This window comes from Mycobacterium neumannii, assembly GCF_002245615.1.
Lineage (GTDB): Bacteria > Actinomycetota > Actinomycetes > Mycobacteriales > Mycobacteriaceae > Mycobacterium > Mycobacterium neumannii_A.
Genome location: NZ_NKCO01000013.1, coordinates 1 through 20,049 on the forward strand (window position 1 = coordinate 1; position 20,049 = coordinate 20,049).

Genomic DNA, 20,049 nt, shown 5'->3' on the forward strand with positions numbered 1-20,049 from the left:
CAAACAGACACCAAAAACTGGCATCAAAAAACACCACACCCACAAACGGGAAAACAGGGCATGGCAAAAAACAACAACAAACAAAAACCACCAAACACACTATTGAGTTCTCAAACAACACACCCGCACGGCCGCGCCACTAGTCCGCGGCTTTCAAGCCGCGTACTCGTAGTGCGGACGCTCAGGAACCCACCGAAGTTGGATTTCCCTCTGGGAGTCGCCGCGCTCTTCGGGCTTGGCCCGTGTCGCAGCGACGAGTCCATAAGTTACGTGAGGGAAAAGTAGGAGTCAAATGGCCTGATAGAACGGGTTTTTCAGATCGATACCCGTCGCGCGCACCGGAGTGCGTTGGCTCCTACCGAGGGGTTCAACGCTTCCCCCCGCGTTATTGTTCCCGCCTCGCTCGAGCCCTCAAGCCACCCGTTCGATGCCGGCGATGTTGCGCTTACCGCGACGCAGCACCAGCCACCGCTCATGCAGGAAGTCAGCGGGCTGTGGAACCCATTCTTCGCTATCGACCCGGGCGTTGTTGACGTAGACGCCGCCTTCGGCGACGGTGCGCCTGGCGGCACCCTTGCTCGGCGAGAGCCCACTGGCCACGAGCAGGTCGATGATCGTGTCGGGCCCGCCGGGGTCCAGCTGAGCTACGGCGGCCTCGCGCAGCGCGGCACCCAGTGTCGGCTCGTCCAGCTCTGCCAGCTCGGCCCGGCCGAAAAGAGCCCGGCTGGCGTGCTCGACGGACTGCGTCGCGGCTTCGCCGTGCACCAACGTGGTGAGCTCGCGCGCCAGGCGTCGCTGCGCGGCACGTTCGTGGGCCCGTTTCGCCGTCGCCTGTTCCAGCTCGGTCAACTCCTCGGGCGACAGGAAGGTGAACCAACGCAAATAGCGGACGACGTCCGCGTCGGCGGTGTTGATGAAGTACTGGTACCAGGCGTACGGGCTCGTCATCTCGGGGTCCAGCCACAGGCTGCCGCCTCCGGTCGACTTACCGAACTTCTTGCCTTCGGAGTCGGTCACCAACGGGGTGGTCAGGGCGTGCACCGTGGCTCCGTCCTTCTGGCGGACCAGCCGGACGCCGGCGATGATGTTGCCCCACTGATCGGAACCGCCGATCTGCAGAGAACAGTCGTAGCGCCGATGCAGCTCCACATAGTCGTTGGCCTGCAGCAGCATGTAGCTGAACTCGGTGTAGGAGATGCCCTCGCCCTCGAGGCGGCGCCGGACGGTGTCGCGGTCGAGCATGACGTTGACAGAGAAGTACTTGCCGACGTCGCGCAGGAACTCGATCGCCGACAGCGGGCCGGTCCACGACAGGTTGTTCTCGATGACGGCCCCGGTGTCGGTGTCGTCGAACTCGACGAAGCGCTCGAGCTGCCCGCGGATACGGTCCGCCCATTCCGCGACGGTGTCGGCGGTGTTCAGCGTGCGCTCCCCGGCATCGCGGGGGTCACCGATCATGCCGGTCGCACCGCCTGCCAGAACGATGGGCCGATGGCCCGCCTGCTGGAAGCGGCGCAGTGTCAGCAGCGGGATGAGATGGCCCGCATGCAGGCTCGGAGCGGTCGGGTCAAAGCCCGAGTAGACGGTGACCGGTCCGGCCCCAAGTGCTTCGGCCAGCGCGTCACGGTCGGTGGATTGCGCGATCAGCCCGCGCCACTCCAATTCGTCGAGGATCGACGTACCCATGGGTGCGATCTTTCCGTACTAGTCGCTTTCTCCGGGAGCCGGTGCCCGCGGGCTCCGCCGATACGCCGACACCTCGGGCCGGCCTTCCAGCCAGAATCGCCACGGACGGTCGGCGGCCTTGCTCACGCCGACGCGCGGCCCCTCGACGGCCACATGCCGCTCCCCCAGCGTCAACTGAATCGGGCTGTCGGGGCCGAAGATGTCGATCCCGTTGTCTTCCATCGTGATTCCCAGCGCCGAGCACAGGTTGCCCGGCCCTCGAGCCAATGCGGCGGGGCGGACCGAGTCTCCGCGGCGGGCATGTGCGGCGCTCAAACCCGCCTCGATGGCGGCCGCCCTGAGCAGCACGGCACCCGCCACGCCGTCGGTCGCGCACACGACGTTCGCGCAGACGTGGATGCCGTGGCTGCGATAGGTGTACAACCGCCCCGGCGGGCCGAACATCACGCGATTGCGCGGTCCGGGTCCGCGGTACGAATGGGCGGCGGCGTCGGGCCATGGTCCGTCCGGTGGCCCGCCGTAGGCCTCGACCTCGACGATCATTGCGCTGACTCCCCGACAGGTGAGGTCGGCGCCGAGCAGTCGACGGGCAGCGGTCAGCGGGTCGACCGACAACAGTTCAGTGGTCACCGTCGACCAGGCCTTTTGGATTCATCGATGGCGATCCTACGGAGGCTCTTGACACGACGGCGCAGCGCGAGGATATTTCATCACATGATGACTTCATCGGCTGATGAATTACTCGAGCAGCGTGTTTCTCCGGCCGTTGAGATCAGGAACCTGCGGGTCATCCGCGGTAATCGCCTGGCAATCGATGACGTCACGGTGTCCGTCGCCCCCGGCACGATCACGGGCCTGCTCGGACCATCCGGCTGCGGCAAGACGACGCTGATGCGAAGCGTTGTCGGCACCCAGATCATCAGTTCCGGCACGGTGACGGTGCTAGGGAAACCGGCCGGCTCGGCCGGCCTACGCCACCGCGTCGGCTATGTCACCCAGAACCCCACGATCTACGACGACCTACGGGTCATCGACAACGTCCGCTACTTCGCATCGCTGTACGGCACCGGCGCCGACTCCGCCGACGACGCCGTAACCGCCGTAGGGCTCAACGACCACAGAACAGCGTTGGGGGCCAACCTTTCCGGAGGCCAACGTACGCGGGTCTCGCTGGCGTGTGCGTTGGTCTCGCATCCCGATCTGCTGGTGCTCGACGAACCCACCGTGGGACTCGATCCCGTTCTGCGCGTGGAGCTGTGGGCCCATTTTCAGCAGCTGTCCCGCCAAGGGACCACTCTCCTGGTCTCCAGCCATGTGATGGACGAGGCCGACCACTGCGGCGACCTGCTGCTCATGCGTGAAGGCCGGGTGCTCGCCCACACCACGCCCTCGAAACTACGAGAGGACACGAGATGTCAGTCACTGGAGGAGGCGTTTCTCTCCGTCATCAAGCGCAGCACCGCAGCCAGCGCAGCCGGAGCCGACTGAGTCCGCAGGCGTACCTGGCCACCACCGGCCGCATCCTGCGCCAACTCGCCACCGATCACCGCAGTGTCGCGATGATCTTGATCGTGCCGAGCGCGGTCATCGCCCTGATGTACTTCATGTTTCAGAATTCCCCGCACCCGCCCGGCGCACCGAGTCCGTTCAACACCGCCTGCCTGATCATGCTCGGTCTGTTCCCCCTGGTGGTGATGTTTCTGATCACATCGATAACGATGCAGCGGGAACGGGTTTCGGGCACGTTGGAGCGGATCCTGACCACTCCCCTGCGCAGGCTCGACCTGCTCGCGGCGTACGGCACCGCGTTCTCGCTTGCCGCCGCAGCTCAGGCGACGATCGCGTGCGTCGTGTCCTACGCGTTCTTCGGCCTGCACACCGAAGGCAGCCCGGTGTGGGTCTTCACGATCGCGATCATCAACGCCGTCCTCGGAGTCGGGTTGGGATTGTTGTGTAGCGCGTTCGCGCGCACCGAATTTCAGGCCGTGCAGTTCATGCCCGTGGTGATCGTCCCCCAACTTCTGCTGAGCGGGATCATCGTGCCGCGCGCCGTGCTGCCGGAGTGGCTGCAGTGGATCAGCAACGTGATGCCGGCAAGTTACGCTCTGGAGGCGCTGCAACAGGTCGGGGCATACGCAGAGCCGACCTTCACCGTGGTGCGCGACGTCGCGGTCGTCATCGGCTTCGCGGTCGTCTCCCTCTGCCTGGCCGCGGCCACGCTACGACGAAGGACACCGTGACTACGTTGACCACCAACGCCGAACGTAAACGGCCGGGACGCCCACCCGGGCCGTCCGATACCCGTGAACGGATCCTGAACAGTGCGCGGGAGTTGTTCGCGCGCAATGGTATCGACAAGACCTCGATCCGCGCGATCGCCGCGGCGGCGGGCGTCGACCCCGCGCTGGTACATCACTACTTCGGAACCAAGACCCAGCTGTTCGCCGCGGCGATTCACATTCCGATCGATCCCATGCAGGTCATCGGCCCGCTGCAGCAAGTCCCCGTCGAGGAGATCGGCCGCACGCTGCCGTCCCTTCTGCTGCCGCTGTGGGATTCGGAACTGGGTAAGGGTTTCATCGCGACGTTGCGGTCGATCATCGCCGGCAACGACACCTCGTTGGTGCGGTCCTTCCTGCAGGAGGTGATCGCCAGAGAAGTCGGTTCGCGCGTCGACGATCCCCCGGGCAGCGGACCGGTCCGCGTGCAGTTCGTCGCCTCGCAACTGGTGGGCGTGGTGATGGCCCGCTACATCCTCGAACTCGAGCCGTTCAAATCGCTGCCGGTGGACCAGATCGTCGACACCATTGCCCCGAATCTGCAGCGCTACCTCACCGGAGAGCTACCCGGGTTCACCTGATGCGCGATCCAGCATCCGCTGATGCTCGGCGTCATCGGTGATGTCGACGGCCTCGTCGATCAGCAGCACCGGGATGCCGTCGTCGATGCGATACGCCCGGCGCAGCCGCGGGTTGTAGAGGAATTCGTCGCCGATGAGCAGCAAGGAGCCCCGGTCCTGCGGGCATACCAGGATGTCGAGCAGTTTCTCGTCGAGGGCCACGGCGATCAGCCGGCCGGGACGGGGACGGCGGGCGTGACGGGAATCCCGGCGATCGACCCGCCGCCGGCAGCGGCCTGCTGCGCGGCGCGCGCCTGCATCTTGCGCTGGTGGGTGATCGTTTCCTTGAGCGCTTCGACCAGCGGCGTCTGATTCGGCCGGTCCTCGAGGGCCTCCTTGAGCGCGATGGCGTTCGCGTTGGACGGTCGGAAGCCCAGCTTGCGCAGCTTCACGGCGTCGTCGATCAGCACAGAGACCTGGCCGCCGCCGTCGCCCTGCCGGTACTCCTCGTGGATCATCTGCAGTACCTGGTCAGCGTTGACCTTCGGTGCGGTCTCCTCGGCCCTGTTGCAGTCGTCGCCGGTGCACGGTCTCTTCGGGCTGTCGGCTTGCGGCTCGGGCGCCTCGGTCTGAACGGTCGGGTCGGCGGGCTGCGCCACAGCCGTCGGACCCGCGACACCGGTGAGCACACCGACTGTCAACACGCCTCCGGCCATACCGCCGATGACGAGGCGGCGCCAGATGTCGCGTGGGCTACCGGTTCGCGATGTCATCAACCCTCCAGCTCGGTGGCGCGGTCGCCAGGCTGCCGACACCGCCAGCGGGAGCCTAACAGCGCTCGGCCCCGCCGGCAGGTCGTCATGACCGACCTTCGCTACTGGCCTTCGGCGATCTCGGAGCGGACCGCCACGGTCAGCCGCTTGTACCGATTCGTATCGGGGTCGAGGTACCACGCGTTACGCGACGGCTTCGGAACGCCCTCCGCTTGCAGCGGGCTGACCAGCGGCCGGTAGGACGCGCTGAGCGCCATCCCCGGCACCACATGGACGATGTCGGGTGGTTCGCCGACGGCCAGGTTCGCGAGGGCCTCGGTCAGGTCGGCAGACGGAATGCTGCCGCCGGGCTGCAACTCCAACGCCGTGATGGCCAGCTGGCGCCCGTTGGCTTGCACCCCGTAGGTGACCGCGAGGTCGACCGCGCCGAGGCAGCCGACCGCATCGTTGACGGTCGATGAGTAGACGCAGCCACGGTCGGTCTGGATGACCAGTCCGCGGCTGTCGACAAGCCAGTAGTCGCCATCGTCGTCGCGACGGAACAGGTACTCCGTGGACACCCAGGTGTCGGCCGGGGCGAAAACGCCCCGCTTGATCGGGGCGGTCGGGTCGACCGGCCCGCGTGGCCGGGCGAGCAGCACACCGACTTCGTTGGTCTCGGCGCGGCGGACGAAGCCCTGGTCGTCCTCCAGGATCAGGTCCTCGGCGGGGTCGTAGGCCGCCAGCGCGAGTTCGCGTGCACCCGGCAGCGGGCGGCCCTTGCTGCCGATCTTCGCGCCGGACACGTTGGCCAGCACGGCTTGTCCGTCGGTGGTCGCGAAGAACTCGACGACATGGGCGGGTTGGAAGATCTCAACCACACGCTTCCACAGTCCGGTCGGCATGCCCGAACCGATGAACAGCCGTACCGGGTGGCTGCCGTGCAGCGCGAACGACGGGTCGTCGATGACGTCGCGCAGCATCGCCCACGTGTAGCTGACGACCGTGACGCCGTACTGGCGAAGCTCGTTGAGGAACCGGTCCGGTCGCAGGCTGCGCGACAGCGCGATCCGCGAGCCGCCGACGGTGGCGCCGCCGATCGCCACCAACAGGGCGGACTGGTGGTGTAGCGGCGTCAGGCAGTAGACCGTGTCGCTGCGGCTGAGATTGGCCGCCGACGCGGTGCCGAACGCCGAGATCGCCCACCGAGCGTTGGTGATCTGACGAGCGACCAGGTCGCCGCTGATCGAGCTGAAACCGATGAAGGCCAGGTCGCGGGCCAGACCGGGGTTCGGCCGGTACCACCCGGGCAGGTCGACCGCTTCCGGATCGATCTTCTCCATGTCGATGACGTCGCTGTCCTCGGGAACGTCGAGGTCGCGGGCCTCACCGCCGCCGAGCACCAGCACACGCATATCGAGTCGCCGGGCGGCTTCGAGGTTGCTGGGGTCGGTGATGATGTCGGACACCGAGCCGAGCCGGGCAGCGGTGGGCAGATCGACGTCCGGCGGCATGAGCACCGCCACCGCGCCCAGTCGCGAGAGCGCGGCGATCGCCACCAGTGCGCTGGGCCTAGTTTCCATCAGGACGCCGACGCGCGTGCCTTGGCGTACCCCGACCTCGATGAGGCCTCGGACGACGTTGTTGATGCGCCGGTCCACTGCTTCATAGGTGTGGACTCGGCCGTCGAACAGCAGGCAGTCACCGCGCGGGAAGTCGCGGGCCTGTTCGGACATGATGCGGCCGAACGAGATTCGGGTGTGCTCGTTGATCTGGCCGAGCCGAGCCAGGCGCGGCAGCGTGCGCGCCGTCTCGACGGCCAGTGCTCTGGCCGACTTGTTGGCGCTCACCACGGCATCGGCAGCCGAGCGGGCCAGGGTCCAAGCCATCTCGGTCGCCGCGGCGGTGCCGTGCGCCAGGCGTGAGCTGATCGAGACGCCGGTCTCGTTGGGTTCGGCTTGCTGCAGGGCCATCGGGTTGACGCCTTCGGGCCGCTCGCCGGTGCCGTCGAGCCACTTGACCCACTGCGCCACCGCCGGCCACGTCTGGCTGGATGCCTTCGATCCGACGACAAGCCCGAAATGGCCTGCGCGAATGAGGAATTCGTAGACATCGGCTTTCGGGGCGGCGCGCTTGATACCGCGCACCGAAGCCGGCTGGCCGATGTCGTCGACTTCGCCGACCACGGCCAGCACCGGGCACTCGATATCCGACAGCGTGACCAGGTCACCGTGAATCGAGAAGCCGCCGCTCATCATCCGGTTGTGCGCGATGAACTGTTTCAGCAGCTCGGCGATGGCGGGGCCCGACCACGCGATCCAGCCATCGGAGGCCAGGAACCGGCGTTGCTGCTCGCGGGGCAACAGGGCCTCGCGATCGTGTAGCTGACGCAGGAAGTCGAGGCGCGACTGGGCGGTCTTGATCGGGTCGAGCATCTGGAAGCCGGTGCGGGCCAGCCAGCCCGGGATGTCGATCCGGCTGAACACGTGGTCGGCCATGAAATCGGCGGCCGCGGGCGCGACACTGGCGGGCAGGTTCATCGGCAGCGCGGCCAAGGTGTCGACCGGCGAGCCGAATGCGATGATGCTCGCCAGATCCTTCGACCGGCGGTAGGCCGCGACCTGGTAGGCGAACATTCCGCCCTGCGAGTAGCCGGCCAGATGCACGTCGCGCCCCGTGACCTCTTTGACGGTGTCGATGGCCTCGCTGAGCGCGACGACGTGGTCGGCCAGCGTGCGCTCCATACCGCCTTCGACCTTGTCGGGCGAGCCGAAGTCGATGACCCACGGGTCGATGCCCGCGTTGTGCAGGATGCCGACGGCGCCGTCGTCGCGGGTGACGTCCCACATATCGGCGGACATCATCATCGGGTGCACCATCAGCACGGGCGGGCCGGGTTGCTTGGATCCCGGCCTGGTGTCAGGCGGGAAATAGCGCCGCAACCGGTACATCGGCACGCTCTGGATGATCTGGAACGGCGAGGGTACGGCGCCGGTCTCCAGGCCGCCGTACCGCAGCACCTCCAGCCCGTTCTGGGCGGTCGCCACCAGCCGTCCGACCGGGTTCGTTATCGCCGACAGATCCACGCCGCACGCTCCCCTTCTGGCCGCCATGGAACCCCCGAATCGGCCGACGTCATCATGGCACAGGGGCCCGGCGGGCAGGGCCGACCTATCATCGGCGGCTGATGGCGAACCTGATCAATGTCGAGCGCGCGACCGTCGGCTACGGCACCCGCACGCTTCTCGATGCGGTCAGCCTGGGCATCGACGACGGCGACGCGATCGGCGTGGTCGGGCGCAACGGCGACGGTAAGACCACGCTGCTGCAGATCTTGACGCTCACCCGCGAGCCGGATTCGGGCCGGGTGACCCACACCTCGGGGTTGTCGGTGGGCTATCTGCGGCAGAGTGACGACTTCGCCGCCGACTCCACCGTGCGCGACGTGATCGTCGGTGGCCGTCCCGATCACGTCTGGGCGGCCGAACCCGAGACCCGCGACGTCGTCTTGCATCTATTGGCCGACGTCTCTCTCGACAGTGCGGTCGGCCGGCTCTCCGGCGGCGAGCGGCGCCGGGTGGCGCTGGCAGCGGTGCTGATCGCCGGTCATGACGTCCTCGTGCTCGACGAGCCGACCAACCACCTCGACGTCGAGGTGATCGGCTGGCTGGCCGCACACCTCAATTGGCGCCTGGCCAAGGCACTGGTGGTGGTGAGCCACGACCGCTGGTTCCTCGACGCGGTGTGCACAAGGACGTGGGAGGTGCATGCCAGCAGCGGAAAAGGGAAGGTAGACGGCTACGAGGGCGGTTACGCGGCCTACGTGCTCGCGCGGGCAGAGCGGATGCGGCTGGCGGCCGGTGCCGAGGCGCGCAGGCAGAACCTCATGCGCAAGGAGCTGGCATGGCTGCGGCGCGGACCGCCGGCGCGGACGTCGAAACCGAAGTTCCGCATCCAGGCCGCCAACGAGTTGATCGCCAACGAACCGCCGCCACGGGACTCCCTCGTTCTGCAGCGGTTCGCCACCACCCGGCTGGGCAAGGACGTGTTCGACCTGCACCGGGTGCGGCTCGAGATGGGCGACACCGTGGTGCTGGACCAGGTCGACTGGTCGATCGGCCCCGGCGCGCGGATCGGGCTGGTCGGCGTCAACGGCACCGGCAAGACGTCGGTGCTGCGACTGCTGGCAGGTGAGCTAGCGCCGACGGCGGGCACGATCAAGCGGGGCGCGACGCTGCGGATCGGTTACCTCAGCCAGGCCCTGGCCGAACTCGACGGCGCCGACCGGGTGCTGGACGCGGTCGAGGACCGGCGAAGGATCACCCAACTGGCCGGCGGCGGCGAGATCAGCGCTGACACGTTGCTGCGTGACTTCGGGTTCACGGGCGACAAGCTGATGACGCGGGTGTCGGAGCTCTCAGGTGGTGAACGGCGCAGGTTGCAGTTTCTGCGGCTGTTGCTCGACGAACCGAACGTGCTGCTGCTCGACGAGCCGACCAACGACCTCGATATCGACACGTTGACCGTCATCGAGGATTATCTCGACGGCTGGCCGGGCACGCTGATCGCCGTCACCCACGATCGCTACTTCCTCGAACGGGTCTCCGATGTCACCTACGCCCTGACCGGAGGTGGGCGCTGCGAGCTGTTGCCGGGCGGAATCGAGCAGTATCTGGCGGACCGCGCTTCGGCCGCGTCACCGGCACCTGCATCGACGGCGAGTGCAGCGACGGCGGGTTCGCAAGGCGAAACGGCGTCGGCGCGGGAGCGACGCACCGGCAAGGAGATGGCGCGCATCGAGGGGCAGCTGGAAAAACTGGAGTCGCGAATCGCCGCGCTGCACGAGTCCATGGCCGAGGCCGCCGCGGACCACGTCCGGTTGGGTGAGCTCAACGCCGAGCTCCAAGAGCTGTTGAACCGCAAGGAATCTCTCGAAGAAGCGTGGCTGGCCGCTGCAGACGGCTGACGCCGTAGCCTGGGAGCATGGCAACCAGATCGATCGGTGTCACCGCGCTCGCCGGGGTCGCTCTGCTCCTGCCGGGGTGCGGCTCTGGCGCCGAACCCCAGTCCACGGTGACCGTCACGGAGTCCGCCTCGCCCTCGAGCAGTCCGCAGGCCCCGCCGCCGCAGACCACACCGCCGCCTGCGGCGCCGCAGACGGGAGTAGCCGCCCCCGCCCGGCCGGCCCGCAATCAATGCGTCCGCCTCGAACCCGCCCCGGATGCTCGGTACCAGGTGTACGACGCGGGGTCAGCAGTCGTCACGTTCGCTGACGGTCGCCTCACCCTCGAGTCGGTGACGCCGGCCGAGGGTTGGACGCATCGGGTCGACGATCAGGAACCCGAGGAGGTCGAGATCTCGTTCCGCAGAGGAGCTGAGGACCTCGACCTGGAAATCGAGGTCGACGACGGTCGTCTCGAGGTCAGCATCTGCAACGACGACGACTGATTCTGGGCGGCTAAGCGAGGACCCGGCGCAGGAACGCGATCTGATCCGCGATCACGCGCTGCCGCACGTCGTCGCGGTAGAAGTCGAAATGGGCGAGGTCGTAGCTCGTTAGCTCACCTCGGGGCGCGAGTTCAGCCAGTCGTGCCGCGTCGACCTCTTGAGTTTCCTTGTCCCGCTTGCCGATGCACACCAACACGGGCGCACGCACGCGTGGTGCATGGTCGCCGGGCTTGTAGCGCATCATCGCGAACAGCGCTCGCGGTGCGACCTCGTTGCGCCAGGTCGCGCTCTGCATGCCCTCGATGGTCTGGTGCGCCTCGGAAGTGGCCATGACCGCGGGCTCACCCGGTTGTCCCACCGCTTTGATGTAAGTGGGCGATGCACCCAGAGCGCCGCGCACGGTGTCGGTGGCCATCGCCCACAGCAGCCGCAGAGTGGCCGCCGTCGACCGCCCCTCGACCTTCTTGGGGAATCCGTTGAACGGGATCTGGGCGATCGCAGCCGCGATCCGTGGGTCGCGAGCCGCCGCCGTGACCACATGGCCACCACCGAGCGAGCTGCCCCACAACACGATGCGGTCAGGGTCGATACCGCTGCGGCCGCGAGCGAACGTGACCGCTGCGGCGATGTCGTCGAGTTGACCGCCGATGTCCACCAACTGCCTTGGCTCACCCTGGCTTTCACCGAAGTTGCGGTAGTCAAAGGTGAGGGCCACGTAACCGGCGGCGGCGAAACCCGTCGCGTTCGCCGTCAACGCCGGGGTGTCCTGCGTGCCGCCGAAGCCCTGGCACAGCACCACACACGGCCGGGGTTCGTCGGGGCCGCCGTTGTAGAGGTGGCCGACCAGAGTCGTCGCACCGGAGCGGAATTCGACGCGTTCGGTCATCTCCTCAACCGTAGCCGCAGCCGGTCGGCGGTTTCGCGCACGGCGCCGAGCTGCCGGGCGACCTGCGTCGGTGCGGTGCCGCCGCGGGCGTCGCGGGAGTCGACCGATCCGTCGACGGTCAGGACCTCACGCACCTGCGGGGTGAGTTCGGGATGGATTGCGGCGAGTTCGGCGTCCTCGAGTTCTTCCAGCCCGATGCCGCGCGCTTCGGCCGCGCGCACCGCGGCACCCGCCGCCTCATGCGCCACCCGGAACGGCACTCCCCTGCGCACAAGCCATTCGGCGACGTCGGTGGCCAGGGTATAGCCGAGCGGCGCGAGCTCGGTCATCCGGTCGACGTCGAAGCGCAAGGTCGCCACCAGCCCCGCCATGGCCGGCAGCAGGAGTTCGAGCTGCGCGACGGAGTCGAACACCGGTTCCTTGTCCTCTTGCAGGTCCCGGTTGTAGGCCAACGGTTGAGCTTTGAGCGTCGCCAGCAGCCCGGTGAGGTTGCCGATCAACCGGCCGGACTTGCCGCGGGCGAGTTCGGCGATGTCGGGGTTCTTCTTCTGCGGCATGATGGAGCTACCGGTCGACCAGGCGTCGTGCAGGGTGACGTAGCCGAATTCGGTTGTGCTCCATAAGATGATGTCCTCGGCCAGCCGCGACAGGTCGACGCCGATCATCGAAAACACGAATGCCGCCTCCGCGGCGAAGTCGCGCGACGCGGTGGCATCGATCGAATTGTCGGCGGCGGTGTCGAAGCCGAGATCCTCGGCGATCGCGTCGGGGTTCAAGCCCAGGGACGACCCGGCCAGCGCACCGGACCCGTAGGGCGATACCGCAGCCCGCTTGTCGAAATCGGCCAGGCGGTCGACGTCGCGCAGCAACGGATGCGCATGCGCCAGTAGGTGATGCGCGAGGAGCACGGGTTGTGCGGACTGCAGATGCGTCTTGCCCGGCATGATCGCGGTCGGGTGGGCGGCCGCCTGGGTCGCCAACGCGTCGACGACCTGCAGAGCCCCGTCGGCGACGCGCCTGATCGCGTCGCGCAGCCACATCCGAAACAGCGTGGCCACCTGGTCGTTTCGCGACCGGCCCGCCCGCAACCGGCCGCCAAGTTCCGCGCCGACCCGATCGATCAGGCCGCGCTCGAGGGCGCCGTGCACGTCTTCGTCCGTGACCAGGGGTTCGAAGCTGCCGTCGGCGACGTCGGCGGCCAGGCTGTCGAGGCCCGCGAGTAGCCCGTCGCGCTGATCGTCGGTCAGTAGCCCGGCGCCGTGCAGCACCTGCGCGTGCGCCTTCGACGCCCGGATGTCGTAAGGAGCGAGCACCCAGTCGAAGTGGGTCGACTTCGACAGGGCCGCGAGCGCGTCGGACGGTCCGTCGGCGAACCGTCCGCCCCACAGCGAACCTTCGTTCGTGCTCATCTGAGGACCCTCACTTCCGGCGAGTGACCGCGGTTGTACGTCCGAACCCGGCGTGTCGCCGTACAGACACGGTCGCTCGCGGTAGTGGAGCGGAGGGCATCACGTGTCGAGGTCCCGGCGGGCGGCGATGCTGGACGACAGACCGTGGATCTGCACGAAACCGCGGGCCGCCGACTGGTCGAACGTATCGCCCTCGTCGTAGGTGGCGAGGTTGAAGTCGTAGAGCGACTCGGCGCTGCGACGGCCGTTCACCGCGATGTGTCCGCCGTGCAACACCAGCCGGATCTCTCCGGTCACGTGCTCCTGGGTCTTGGCGACGAAGGACTCTAGCGCGGTCTTCAGCGGCGAGTACCAGAGCCCGTCGTAGACCAGCTCGCCCCACTTCTGGTCGGTGTGGCGCTTGAAGCGGCCGAGTTCGCGCTCCAGCGTGACGTGTTCGAGTTCGGTGTGCGCGGTGATCAACACCATCGCGCCCGGCGCCTCGTAGATCTCGCGGCTCTTGATGCCGACCAGCCGGTCCTCGACCACATCAAGCCTGCCGACACCCTGTTCGCCGGCCCGGCGGTTCAACTCCTCGATCGCCTGCAGCACCGTCACCGGGCGCCCGTCGATCGACACCGGCACGCCACGCTCGAAACCGATGATCACCTCGTCGGGTGTGCTCCAGTTGACCGTCGGATCCTCGGTGTAGTCGTAGACGTCCTTGGTCGGGGCGTTCCACAGATGCTCGAGAAAGCCGGTCTCCACGGCGCGACCCCAGACGTTCTGATCGATCGAGAACGGCGAACGCTTGGTGACGTTGATCGGGATCGCATTCTCCTCGGCGAACGCGATCGCCTTCTCCCGCGTCCACGCGTAGTCACGCACCGGCGCCAGCACCTTGAGATCCGGTGCCAGCGAAGCGAATCCGACTTCGAAGCGGACCTGGTCGTTGCCCTTGCCGGTGCAGCCGTGCGCGACAGTGCCGCCGCCGTGCTCCCGGGCCGCGGCCACGAGATGCTTGACGATCAGCGGTCGGCTCAACGCCGAAACCAGTGGATAGCGGTCCATATACAGCGCGTTCGACTGGATCGCGGGCAGGCAGTACTCGTCGGCGAACTCGTCTTTGGCGTCGACGACGACGGCCTCCACGGCGCCGCAGTCGATGGCGCGCTTGCGCACCACCTCCATGTCCTCGCCGCCCTGGCCGAGATCGATCGCCACAGCGACGACCTCGCGCCCGGTCTCCTTGCCGATCCAGCTGATCGCCACCGAGGTGTCCAGGCCACCGGAATAGGCCAGGATGACGCGTTCGGACATCAGCAGGTCTCCTTTTGTCTAATGCTTTCGAGTTTTGTTGCCAGTTCGGCGCCGGTCATCGGCTCACGCGCGACGACCAGAATGGTGTCGTCGCCCGCGACGGTACCGACGACGAACGGAAGCGCCGCGCGGTCCATCGCGCTGGCAAGGTAGTGCGCAGCCCCGGGCGGGGTGCGCAGGATGGCCAGGTTGCCGCTGGAGTCGGTCGACACGAGCAGCTCGGCCAGCAGCCGCGACATCCGTTCGGTGCCACCGGAAACGCCGCGCACCGGGCTGCCATCCTCGGGGACGATGTACACGCCGACGCCGCCGTCGGCGCCGCGCAGTTTCACCGCGCCGAGTTCTTCCAGATCGCGCGACAGCGTGGCCTGCGTGACCTCGATGCCCTCCTCGGCCAGCAGGGTGGCCAGCTCGGTCTGGCTGTGCACCGACCGCGACGACAGGATCGCTACGATGCGGGCCTGCCGCCCGGCACGAGTCGCCGCGGAAGTCACTGCCCGACTCCCGCCCGCTCCAGCAGCCACACCAGCAGCGCCTTCTGCGCGTGCAGGCGGTTCTCGGCTTCATCCCACACCGCGCTCTGCGCCCCGTCGATCACCTCGTCGGTGATCTCTTCACCACGGTGCGCCGGAAGGCAGTGCAGCACAACCGCATCGGCGTCGGCACGGCCCAGCAGGGCTTCGTTGACCTGGTAGGGCCGGAACGGCCCCACCCGGTCCAGGCCGTCGTTCTCCTGACCCATCGACGTCCACGTGTCGGTGACCAGGACGTCGGCACCGTCGGCTGCTGCGTTCGCATCGGCGGTCACGGTGACCGTCGCACCGGTCTCCGAAGCCCGTTTCTGTGCGGCGTCGACGAAGTCCGGATGCGGTTGGAAGCCGTCCGGTGCCGCGATCGTCACATCCACGCCCGCCGTGACGCCGCCCAGCATGAGCGAGTGCGCCATGTTGTTGGCGCCGTCGCCGAGGTAGGTCATCCGCAAGCCCGCCAGCCTGCCCTTGCGCTCGGCGAGCGTCTGCAGATCGGCCAGCACCTGGCACGGGTGGAACTCGTCGGACAGCGCGTTGACGATCGGCACACTCGCACCCGCGGCCATCGCGGTCAACCGGTCTTGTGCGAAGGTGCGCCACACGATCGCCTTGACGTAGCGCGACAGCACCCGGCCGGTGTCCTCCAGCGTCTCGTCTCGACCCAGCTGAGTGCTGCGGCCGTCGACCACGACGGCGTGGCCACCGAGTTGGGCAACGCCCAACTCGAACGAGAACCGGGTCCGCGTGGAGTTCTTGTCGAAGATCACCGCTACGCCGCTCGGACCCTCCAGAGGCCGACGGCTGAACGGCTGAGCTTTCAATTCGGCTGCCAAAGCGAGCACCTCGGCCTGCTCGGCGGGGCTCAGATCGTCGTCACGCAGGAAGTGCCGGATGGTTGCGGTCATGAGGTTGCGCCCTTTTCAGAGCCGGTGTCGAGGACGGCGGGAAGCGCGGCGAGGAAGTCGTCGACCTGAGCCTCGCTGATCACCAGCGGCGGGGCCAGCCGGACCACGTCGGGAGCCGCGGCGTTGACGAGGAAGCCGGCGTCGCGGGCCGCGGTCTCGACGGCTTTGGCGGCTTCGGCGGTCAGCGCGACACCGAGCAGCAGGCCGCGGCCGCGGACGTGGTCGATCAACGGATGCCCGGTGGCCTCGATGCCCGTCGACAGCGTTTTGCCGAGCACGTCGGCGCGGCTGATCAGATCGTCGTCGGCCAGCACCCGCAGCACCGCGAGCGCGGCGGCGGTGCAGACAGGGTTGCCGCCGAACGTGCTGCCGTGCAATCCGGGCGTCAGCAGCTCCGCGGTGGCGCCCGTCGCGATGCATGCGCCGATCGGCAACCCGCCGCCGAGGCCCTTGGCCAGGGTTACGACATCCGGAGTGATCCCGTCGTGCTGATGCGCGAAAAACGCTCCGGTGCGGCCCATTCCGGTCTGCACCTCGTCGAGAACCAGCAGCGCGTTGTGCTGCGCGGTGATCTCGCGGGCGGCGACGAGGTAGCCGGCGGGCGGAACCACGACCCCGCCTTCGCCCATGATCGGCTCGAGAAACACCGCGGCGGTTTCGTCGTCGACGGCGGCTCGCAGCGCATCGATGTCGCCGTAGGGCACATGGGTCACCTCACCCGGCAGCGGCGCGAACGGCGCCTGCTTGGACGGCTGACCGGTGAGCGCAAGAGAGCCCATGGTGCGACCGTGGAAGGCGCCCTGCGCCGCAACCAGTTTCGTGCGTCCAGTGAGTCGTGTGATCTTGAAAGCGACCTCGTTGGCTTCGGTGCCGGAGTTGCAGAAGAACACCCTGGCCGGCGCCGCCGGGCCCCCTCCGAGCAGCCCGACCAGCGCTTCGGCCAGCGCGACACCGGGTTCGGTCGCATACAGGTTCGACGTGTGGCCCAGCGTGTTGAGCTGAGCAGTGACGGCATCGATGACCGCGGGATGGCGGTGGCCCAGGATGTTGACCGCGATGCCGCCGAGCAGATCGACATAGGTCTTGCCGTCGACGTCGGTCACCACCGCGCCGTCACCGCTGGACAACGCCAGCGGCGGGGTGCCGTAGTTGTTCATCATCACGGTCTGCCACCGCTCCAGCAGGGTCATGACCGCACCACTTTCGTCCCCGTCCCCTCGTCGGTGAGCAGTTCGACCAGCACGCAGTGCTCGACGCGACCGTCGATGACATGTGCGCTCGGCACACCGCCGGCGACCGCGCGCAGGCACGCCTCGATTTTGGGCACCATCCCGGCCTCCAGTGTCGGCAGCATTTGCGTCAGTGCGGCGGAGTCGATTTCGCTGACCAGCGAGCCGCGGTCGGGCCAATTCGTATACAGGCCCTCGACATCGGTGAGCATCAGCAGCTTCTCGGCGCCCAACGCCTCGGCCAGCGCGGCGGCCGCCGTGTCGGCGTTGATGTTGTGCACCACCCCGCCGATGTCGGGAGCGATGGTCGACACCACCGGAATCCGGCCGGCGGCAATGAGGTCCAGCAACGATTCGGCGTTGACCCTCTCGACGTCGCCGACCAGGCCGATGTCAGTGGCCACACCGTCGACGGTCACGCTGCGCCGCACCGCGGTGAACAACTGGGCATCCTCGCCGGTGACCCCGACCGCGTACGGGCCGTGGGCGTTGATCAGCCCGACCAGTTCCCGGCCGACCTGACCGAAAAGCACCATGCGCGCCACGTCCAGCACCTCGGGTGTGGTGACCCGGAATCCGCCCTTGAAATCGCCTTGAATGCCGAGGCGTTTGAGCATCGCGCTGATCTGCGGGCCGCCGCCGTGTACCACGACGGGATGGACGCCGCAGTTACGCAGGAAGACCATGTCGGCAGCGAACGCGGCCTTGAGCACGTCGTCGGTCATCGCGTTGCCGCCGTACTTGATCACGACGGTCTTGCCGTGCAGCTGTTTGAGCCACTCCAGTGCTTCGGCCAGAACCTTTGCCTTGACCGGGGTTTCAACGCTCATGAGCTGTACGCCGAGTTCTCTTCGACGTAACCGTGCGACAGGTCGGTGGTGCGGACGGAGGCCTGCGCCGACCCGTCGCCGAGGTCGATGGTGACGGTGATGTCGGCACCGGAGAGATCCACGTCGCGTGAACCCGGCTGCGGCGCCCCGTCTCGCCAGACCGCAAACCCGTTGAAGGACACGGTGACCCGCTCCGGATCCACCTTGAACGGCGCCATGCCGATGGCTGCCAGCACCCGGCCCCAGTTCGGGTCCGAGCCGAACAGCGCGGTCTTGACCAGGCTGTCCCGCGCGACGATGCGGGCGCCGAGCAGTGCGTCGTCCTCGGAAGCCGCACCGGCCACCGTGATGACGATCCGTTTCGTCACACCCTCGGCGTCGGCCTGCAGCTGATGGCACAGGTCGTCGCACACCCTCAGGATCGCCTCGTCGAGTTCGCTCTGGCTGGGCTTGACCGCGCTGGCGCCGGACGACAGAAGCAATACCGAGTCGTTCGTCGAACAGCTGCCGTCGACGTCGAGACGGTCGAAGGTCAGCGAGGTGGCCTTGCGCAGCGCCTCGTCGAGTGCGGCGGAATCGGCGACGGCGTCGGTGGTGAGCACGCACAGCATCGTCGCCAGCGACGGGGCGATCATGCCTGCGCCCTTGGCCATGCCGCCGACGGTCCAGTTGTCGGCGTGGTGCAGCGCGACCTGCTTGGGCACGGTGTCGGTGGTCATGATGGCCCGCGCGGCCTCTTCGCCGCCGTGGAGTCCACCCGACAGTTCGTGCACGATCTCGGTGACGCCGGGGAGCACTTTGTCCATCGGCAGCCGGTCGCCGATCAGCCCGGTCGAACAGACCGCGACCTCGATCGCGCCGGTTTCGGTGCCCCAGTCGCTCAACGCCCCCGCGACCGCCTCAGCGGTGGCGTGGGTGTCCTGGAAGCCCTGCGGCCCGGTGCAGGCGTTGGCGCCGCCGGAGTTCAGGATCACCGCGCGCAGGCGGCCGGTGGTGAGCACTTGGCGGCTCCACAGCACCGGCGCGGCCTTGACCTGGTTGCGGGTGAACACCCCCGCAGCGGCGTAGTCGGGACCCTCGTTGAACACCAACGCCAGGTCCAGTGCGCCGGATGCTTTGATGCCTGCGGCGATTCCGGTCGCGCGGAAGCCTTCCGGGGCCGTGACGCCCTGGGTGCGAAGCAGCCGGGTTCCGGAAGTCATGGTGCCATGCCCACGATCGAAAGCCCCTCGGTCTCGGGCCAGCCCAGCGCCAGGTTCATCGACTGCACCGCGGCGCCGCCGGTGCCCTTGACGAGGTTGTCGATCGCGGCGACGGCGATCAACGTCTTCGCATCCTCGTCCAGGGCGACGGCCAGCTGGGCGGCGTTGCTGCCCAGCACCGAACCCGTCTTCGGCAGTTGCCCTTCGGGAAGCACATGGACGAACGGCTCGGCGTCGTAGGCCTTTTCGTAGGCGGCGCGGATCTCAGGAAGCGAGGCGTCGGTGCGTGCGGTGCAGGTGGCCAGGATGCCGCGAGAGGTCGGTATGAGCACCGGCGTGAACGACACGGTCACGTCCTTGTGGCCGACCGCGCGCAGCCCCTGGGCGATCTCCGGTGTGTGCCGGTGCTTACCGCCGATGTTGTACGCGCGTGCCGAGCCGATCACCTCGGCGCCCAGCAGATCGGGTTTGGCGGCCCGGCCCGCCCCCGACGCGCCGCTGACCGACACCACGGTCACGGCCGGCTCGATGAGGTCCTCTGCCACCGCGGGCCACAGCGCGAGCAGGGCCGCGGTCGGATAGCACCCGGGCACGGCGATCCGCTTCGCACCGCGCAGCCGGTCGCGCGCACCCGGAAGCTCCGGTAGCCCGTAGGGCCAGGTACCGGCGTGCTCGGAGCCGTAGAACCGCTCCCAGGCGGCGGCGTCGGTGAGCCGGAAGTCGGCGCCGCAGTCCACGATCAGCGTGTCGTCGCCGAGTTGTTCGGCCAGCTGAGCGGAGTGCCCGTGCGGCAGCCCCAGGAACACCACGTCGTGTCCCCGCAGCGCCTCTTCGTCGGTGGCCTCCAGCACGCGGTCGGCCAGCGGCAACAGGTGCGGGTGATGCTCGGCCAGCGAGGTGCCCGCACTCGCCGCTGCGGTCAGCGCACCGATCGTCAGCCGGCCGTCGGCGTAGGCGGGATGTCCGAGAAGCAGGCGTAGGATCTCACCGCCGGCGTATCCGCTGGCGCCCGCTACCGCAACTGAAACCATGCA

The 20,049-nt window shown here is 67.9% G+C and carries 19 protein-coding genes; 5 read left to right on the forward strand and 14 right to left on the reverse strand.

Going from position 1 to position 20,049, the window contains the following annotated elements:
• Window positions 1-411: 411 nt before the first annotated feature.
• Both tyrS and CEX88_RS15885 read right to left on the reverse strand, forming a co-directional pair.
• Window positions 412-1,686 carry a tyrosine--tRNA ligase gene (gene tyrS / locus CEX88_RS15880; protein WP_094294224.1) on the reverse strand — a complete coding sequence of 425 codons (1,275 nt, stop codon included), beginning with the start codon at window positions 1,684-1,686 and terminating at the stop codon, window positions 412-414.
• An 18-nt stretch (window positions 1,687-1,704) separates the two neighbouring features.
• The gene (locus tag CEX88_RS15885; RefSeq protein WP_094294225.1) at window positions 1,705-2,316 is read right to left on the reverse strand and encodes a DNA-3-methyladenine glycosylase; all 612 of its coding nucleotides are present in this window, start codon (window positions 2,314-2,316) and stop codon (window positions 1,705-1,707) included.
• A gap of 84 nt (window positions 2,317-2,400) precedes the next feature.
• Between CEX88_RS15885 and CEX88_RS15890 the strand changes: the two genes are divergently transcribed.
• Genes CEX88_RS15890 through CEX88_RS15900 form a run of 3 tightly spaced genes read left to right on the forward strand, consistent with a single transcriptional unit; the run spans window position 2,401 to window position 4,546 of the window.
• Window positions 2,401-3,174, forward strand: a complete 774-nt coding sequence (locus CEX88_RS15890; protein WP_094294226.1) for an ABC transporter ATP-binding protein — start codon at window positions 2,401-2,403, stop codon at window positions 3,172-3,174.
• Window positions 3,099-3,926 carry an ABC transporter permease gene (locus CEX88_RS15895; protein WP_082961869.1) on the forward strand — a complete coding sequence of 276 codons (828 nt, stop codon included), beginning with the start codon at window positions 3,099-3,101 and terminating at the stop codon, window positions 3,924-3,926. The genes CEX88_RS15890 and CEX88_RS15895 overlap by 76 nt, the downstream gene beginning before the upstream one ends.
• Before the next feature lie 5 nt (window positions 3,927-3,931).
• Window positions 3,932-4,546, forward strand: coding sequence for a TetR/AcrR family transcriptional regulator (locus CEX88_RS15900; protein ID WP_066850440.1), 615 nt, complete (start codon window positions 3,932-3,934; stop codon window positions 4,544-4,546).
• Here the strand turns inward: CEX88_RS15900 and CEX88_RS15905 are convergent.
• From CEX88_RS15905 to CEX88_RS15915, 3 genes are all read right to left on the reverse strand, one after another.
• Complete coding sequence (locus tag CEX88_RS15905; protein ID WP_174522812.1) at window positions 4,529-4,753, reverse strand: Trm112 family protein; 225 nt, start codon at window positions 4,751-4,753, stop codon at window positions 4,529-4,531. The genes CEX88_RS15900 and CEX88_RS15905 overlap by 18 nt on opposite strands.
• Window positions 4,753-5,298 carry a hypothetical protein gene (locus CEX88_RS15910; protein WP_094294228.1) on the reverse strand — a complete coding sequence of 182 codons (546 nt, stop codon included), beginning with the start codon at window positions 5,296-5,298 and terminating at the stop codon, window positions 4,753-4,755. Before CEX88_RS15910 ends, CEX88_RS15905 begins: the two co-directional genes overlap by 1 nt.
• A gap of 101 nt (window positions 5,299-5,399) precedes the next feature.
• Window positions 5,400-8,390, reverse strand: coding sequence for an acyl-CoA synthetase (locus CEX88_RS15915; protein ID WP_420799225.1), 2,991 nt, complete (start codon window positions 8,388-8,390; stop codon window positions 5,400-5,402).
• 74 nt (window positions 8,391-8,464) lie between these two features.
• Between CEX88_RS15915 and CEX88_RS15920 the strand changes: the two genes are divergently transcribed.
• Entirely contained in the window at window positions 8,465-10,243 is a 1,779-nt protein-coding gene (locus CEX88_RS15920) for an ABC-F family ATP-binding cassette domain-containing protein (RefSeq protein WP_094294230.1), read from the forward strand.
• A gap of 17 nt (window positions 10,244-10,260) precedes the next feature.
• Window positions 10,261-10,725 (forward strand): hypothetical protein, encoded by a 465-nt coding sequence (locus tag CEX88_RS15925; RefSeq protein ID WP_094294231.1) that lies wholly within the window; start codon window positions 10,261-10,263, stop codon window positions 10,723-10,725.
• A 10-nt stretch (window positions 10,726-10,735) separates the two neighbouring features.
• Here the strand turns inward: CEX88_RS15925 and CEX88_RS15930 are convergent, their stop codons facing one another.
• From CEX88_RS15930 to argC, 9 genes are all read right to left on the reverse strand, one after another.
• Window positions 10,736-11,611 carry an alpha/beta hydrolase gene (locus tag CEX88_RS15930; RefSeq protein WP_094294232.1) on the reverse strand — a complete coding sequence of 292 codons (876 nt, stop codon included), beginning with the start codon at window positions 11,609-11,611 and terminating at the stop codon, window positions 10,736-10,738.
• Window positions 11,608-13,020, reverse strand: a complete 1,413-nt coding sequence (gene argH, locus CEX88_RS15935) for an argininosuccinate lyase (protein ID WP_094294233.1) — start codon at window positions 13,018-13,020, stop codon at window positions 11,608-11,610. The genes CEX88_RS15930 and argH overlap by 4 nt, the downstream gene beginning before the upstream one ends.
• A 99-nt stretch (window positions 13,021-13,119) precedes the next feature.
• A complete protein-coding gene (locus CEX88_RS15940; protein ID WP_064395663.1) occupies window positions 13,120-14,319 on the reverse strand; it encodes an argininosuccinate synthase in 1,200 nt (399 codons plus the stop codon).
• On the reverse strand, window positions 14,319-14,843 hold the full coding sequence (locus CEX88_RS15945; RefSeq protein WP_202931520.1) for an arginine repressor: 525 nt from the start codon (window positions 14,841-14,843) through the stop codon (window positions 14,319-14,321). Before CEX88_RS15945 ends, CEX88_RS15940 begins: the two co-directional genes overlap by 1 nt.
• On the reverse strand, window positions 14,810-15,754 hold the full coding sequence (gene argF / locus CEX88_RS15950; RefSeq protein ID WP_094294235.1) for an ornithine carbamoyltransferase: 945 nt from the start codon (window positions 15,752-15,754) through the stop codon (window positions 14,810-14,812). The genes CEX88_RS15945 and argF overlap by 34 nt, the downstream gene beginning before the upstream one ends.
• Window positions 15,751-16,944, reverse strand: a complete 1,194-nt coding sequence (locus CEX88_RS15955) for an acetylornithine transaminase (RefSeq protein WP_094294236.1) — start codon at window positions 16,942-16,944, stop codon at window positions 15,751-15,753. Before CEX88_RS15955 ends, argF begins: the two co-directional genes overlap by 4 nt.
• A complete protein-coding gene (gene argB / locus CEX88_RS15960) occupies window positions 16,941-17,813 on the reverse strand; it encodes an acetylglutamate kinase (protein ID WP_068192326.1) in 873 nt (290 codons plus the stop codon). Before argB ends, CEX88_RS15955 begins: the two co-directional genes overlap by 4 nt.
• Window positions 17,810-19,015 carry a bifunctional glutamate N-acetyltransferase/amino-acid acetyltransferase ArgJ gene (gene argJ, locus CEX88_RS15965; protein ID WP_094294237.1) on the reverse strand — a complete coding sequence of 402 codons (1,206 nt, stop codon included), beginning with the start codon at window positions 19,013-19,015 and terminating at the stop codon, window positions 17,810-17,812. The genes argB and argJ overlap by 4 nt, the downstream gene beginning before the upstream one ends.
• Window positions 19,012-20,046: an N-acetyl-gamma-glutamyl-phosphate reductase gene (gene argC / locus CEX88_RS15970; protein ID WP_094294238.1), complete on the reverse strand. Its 1,035-nt coding sequence runs from the start codon at window positions 20,044-20,046 to the stop codon at window positions 19,012-19,014. Before argC ends, argJ begins: the two co-directional genes overlap by 4 nt.
• Window positions 20,047-20,049: the final 3 nt, after the last annotated feature.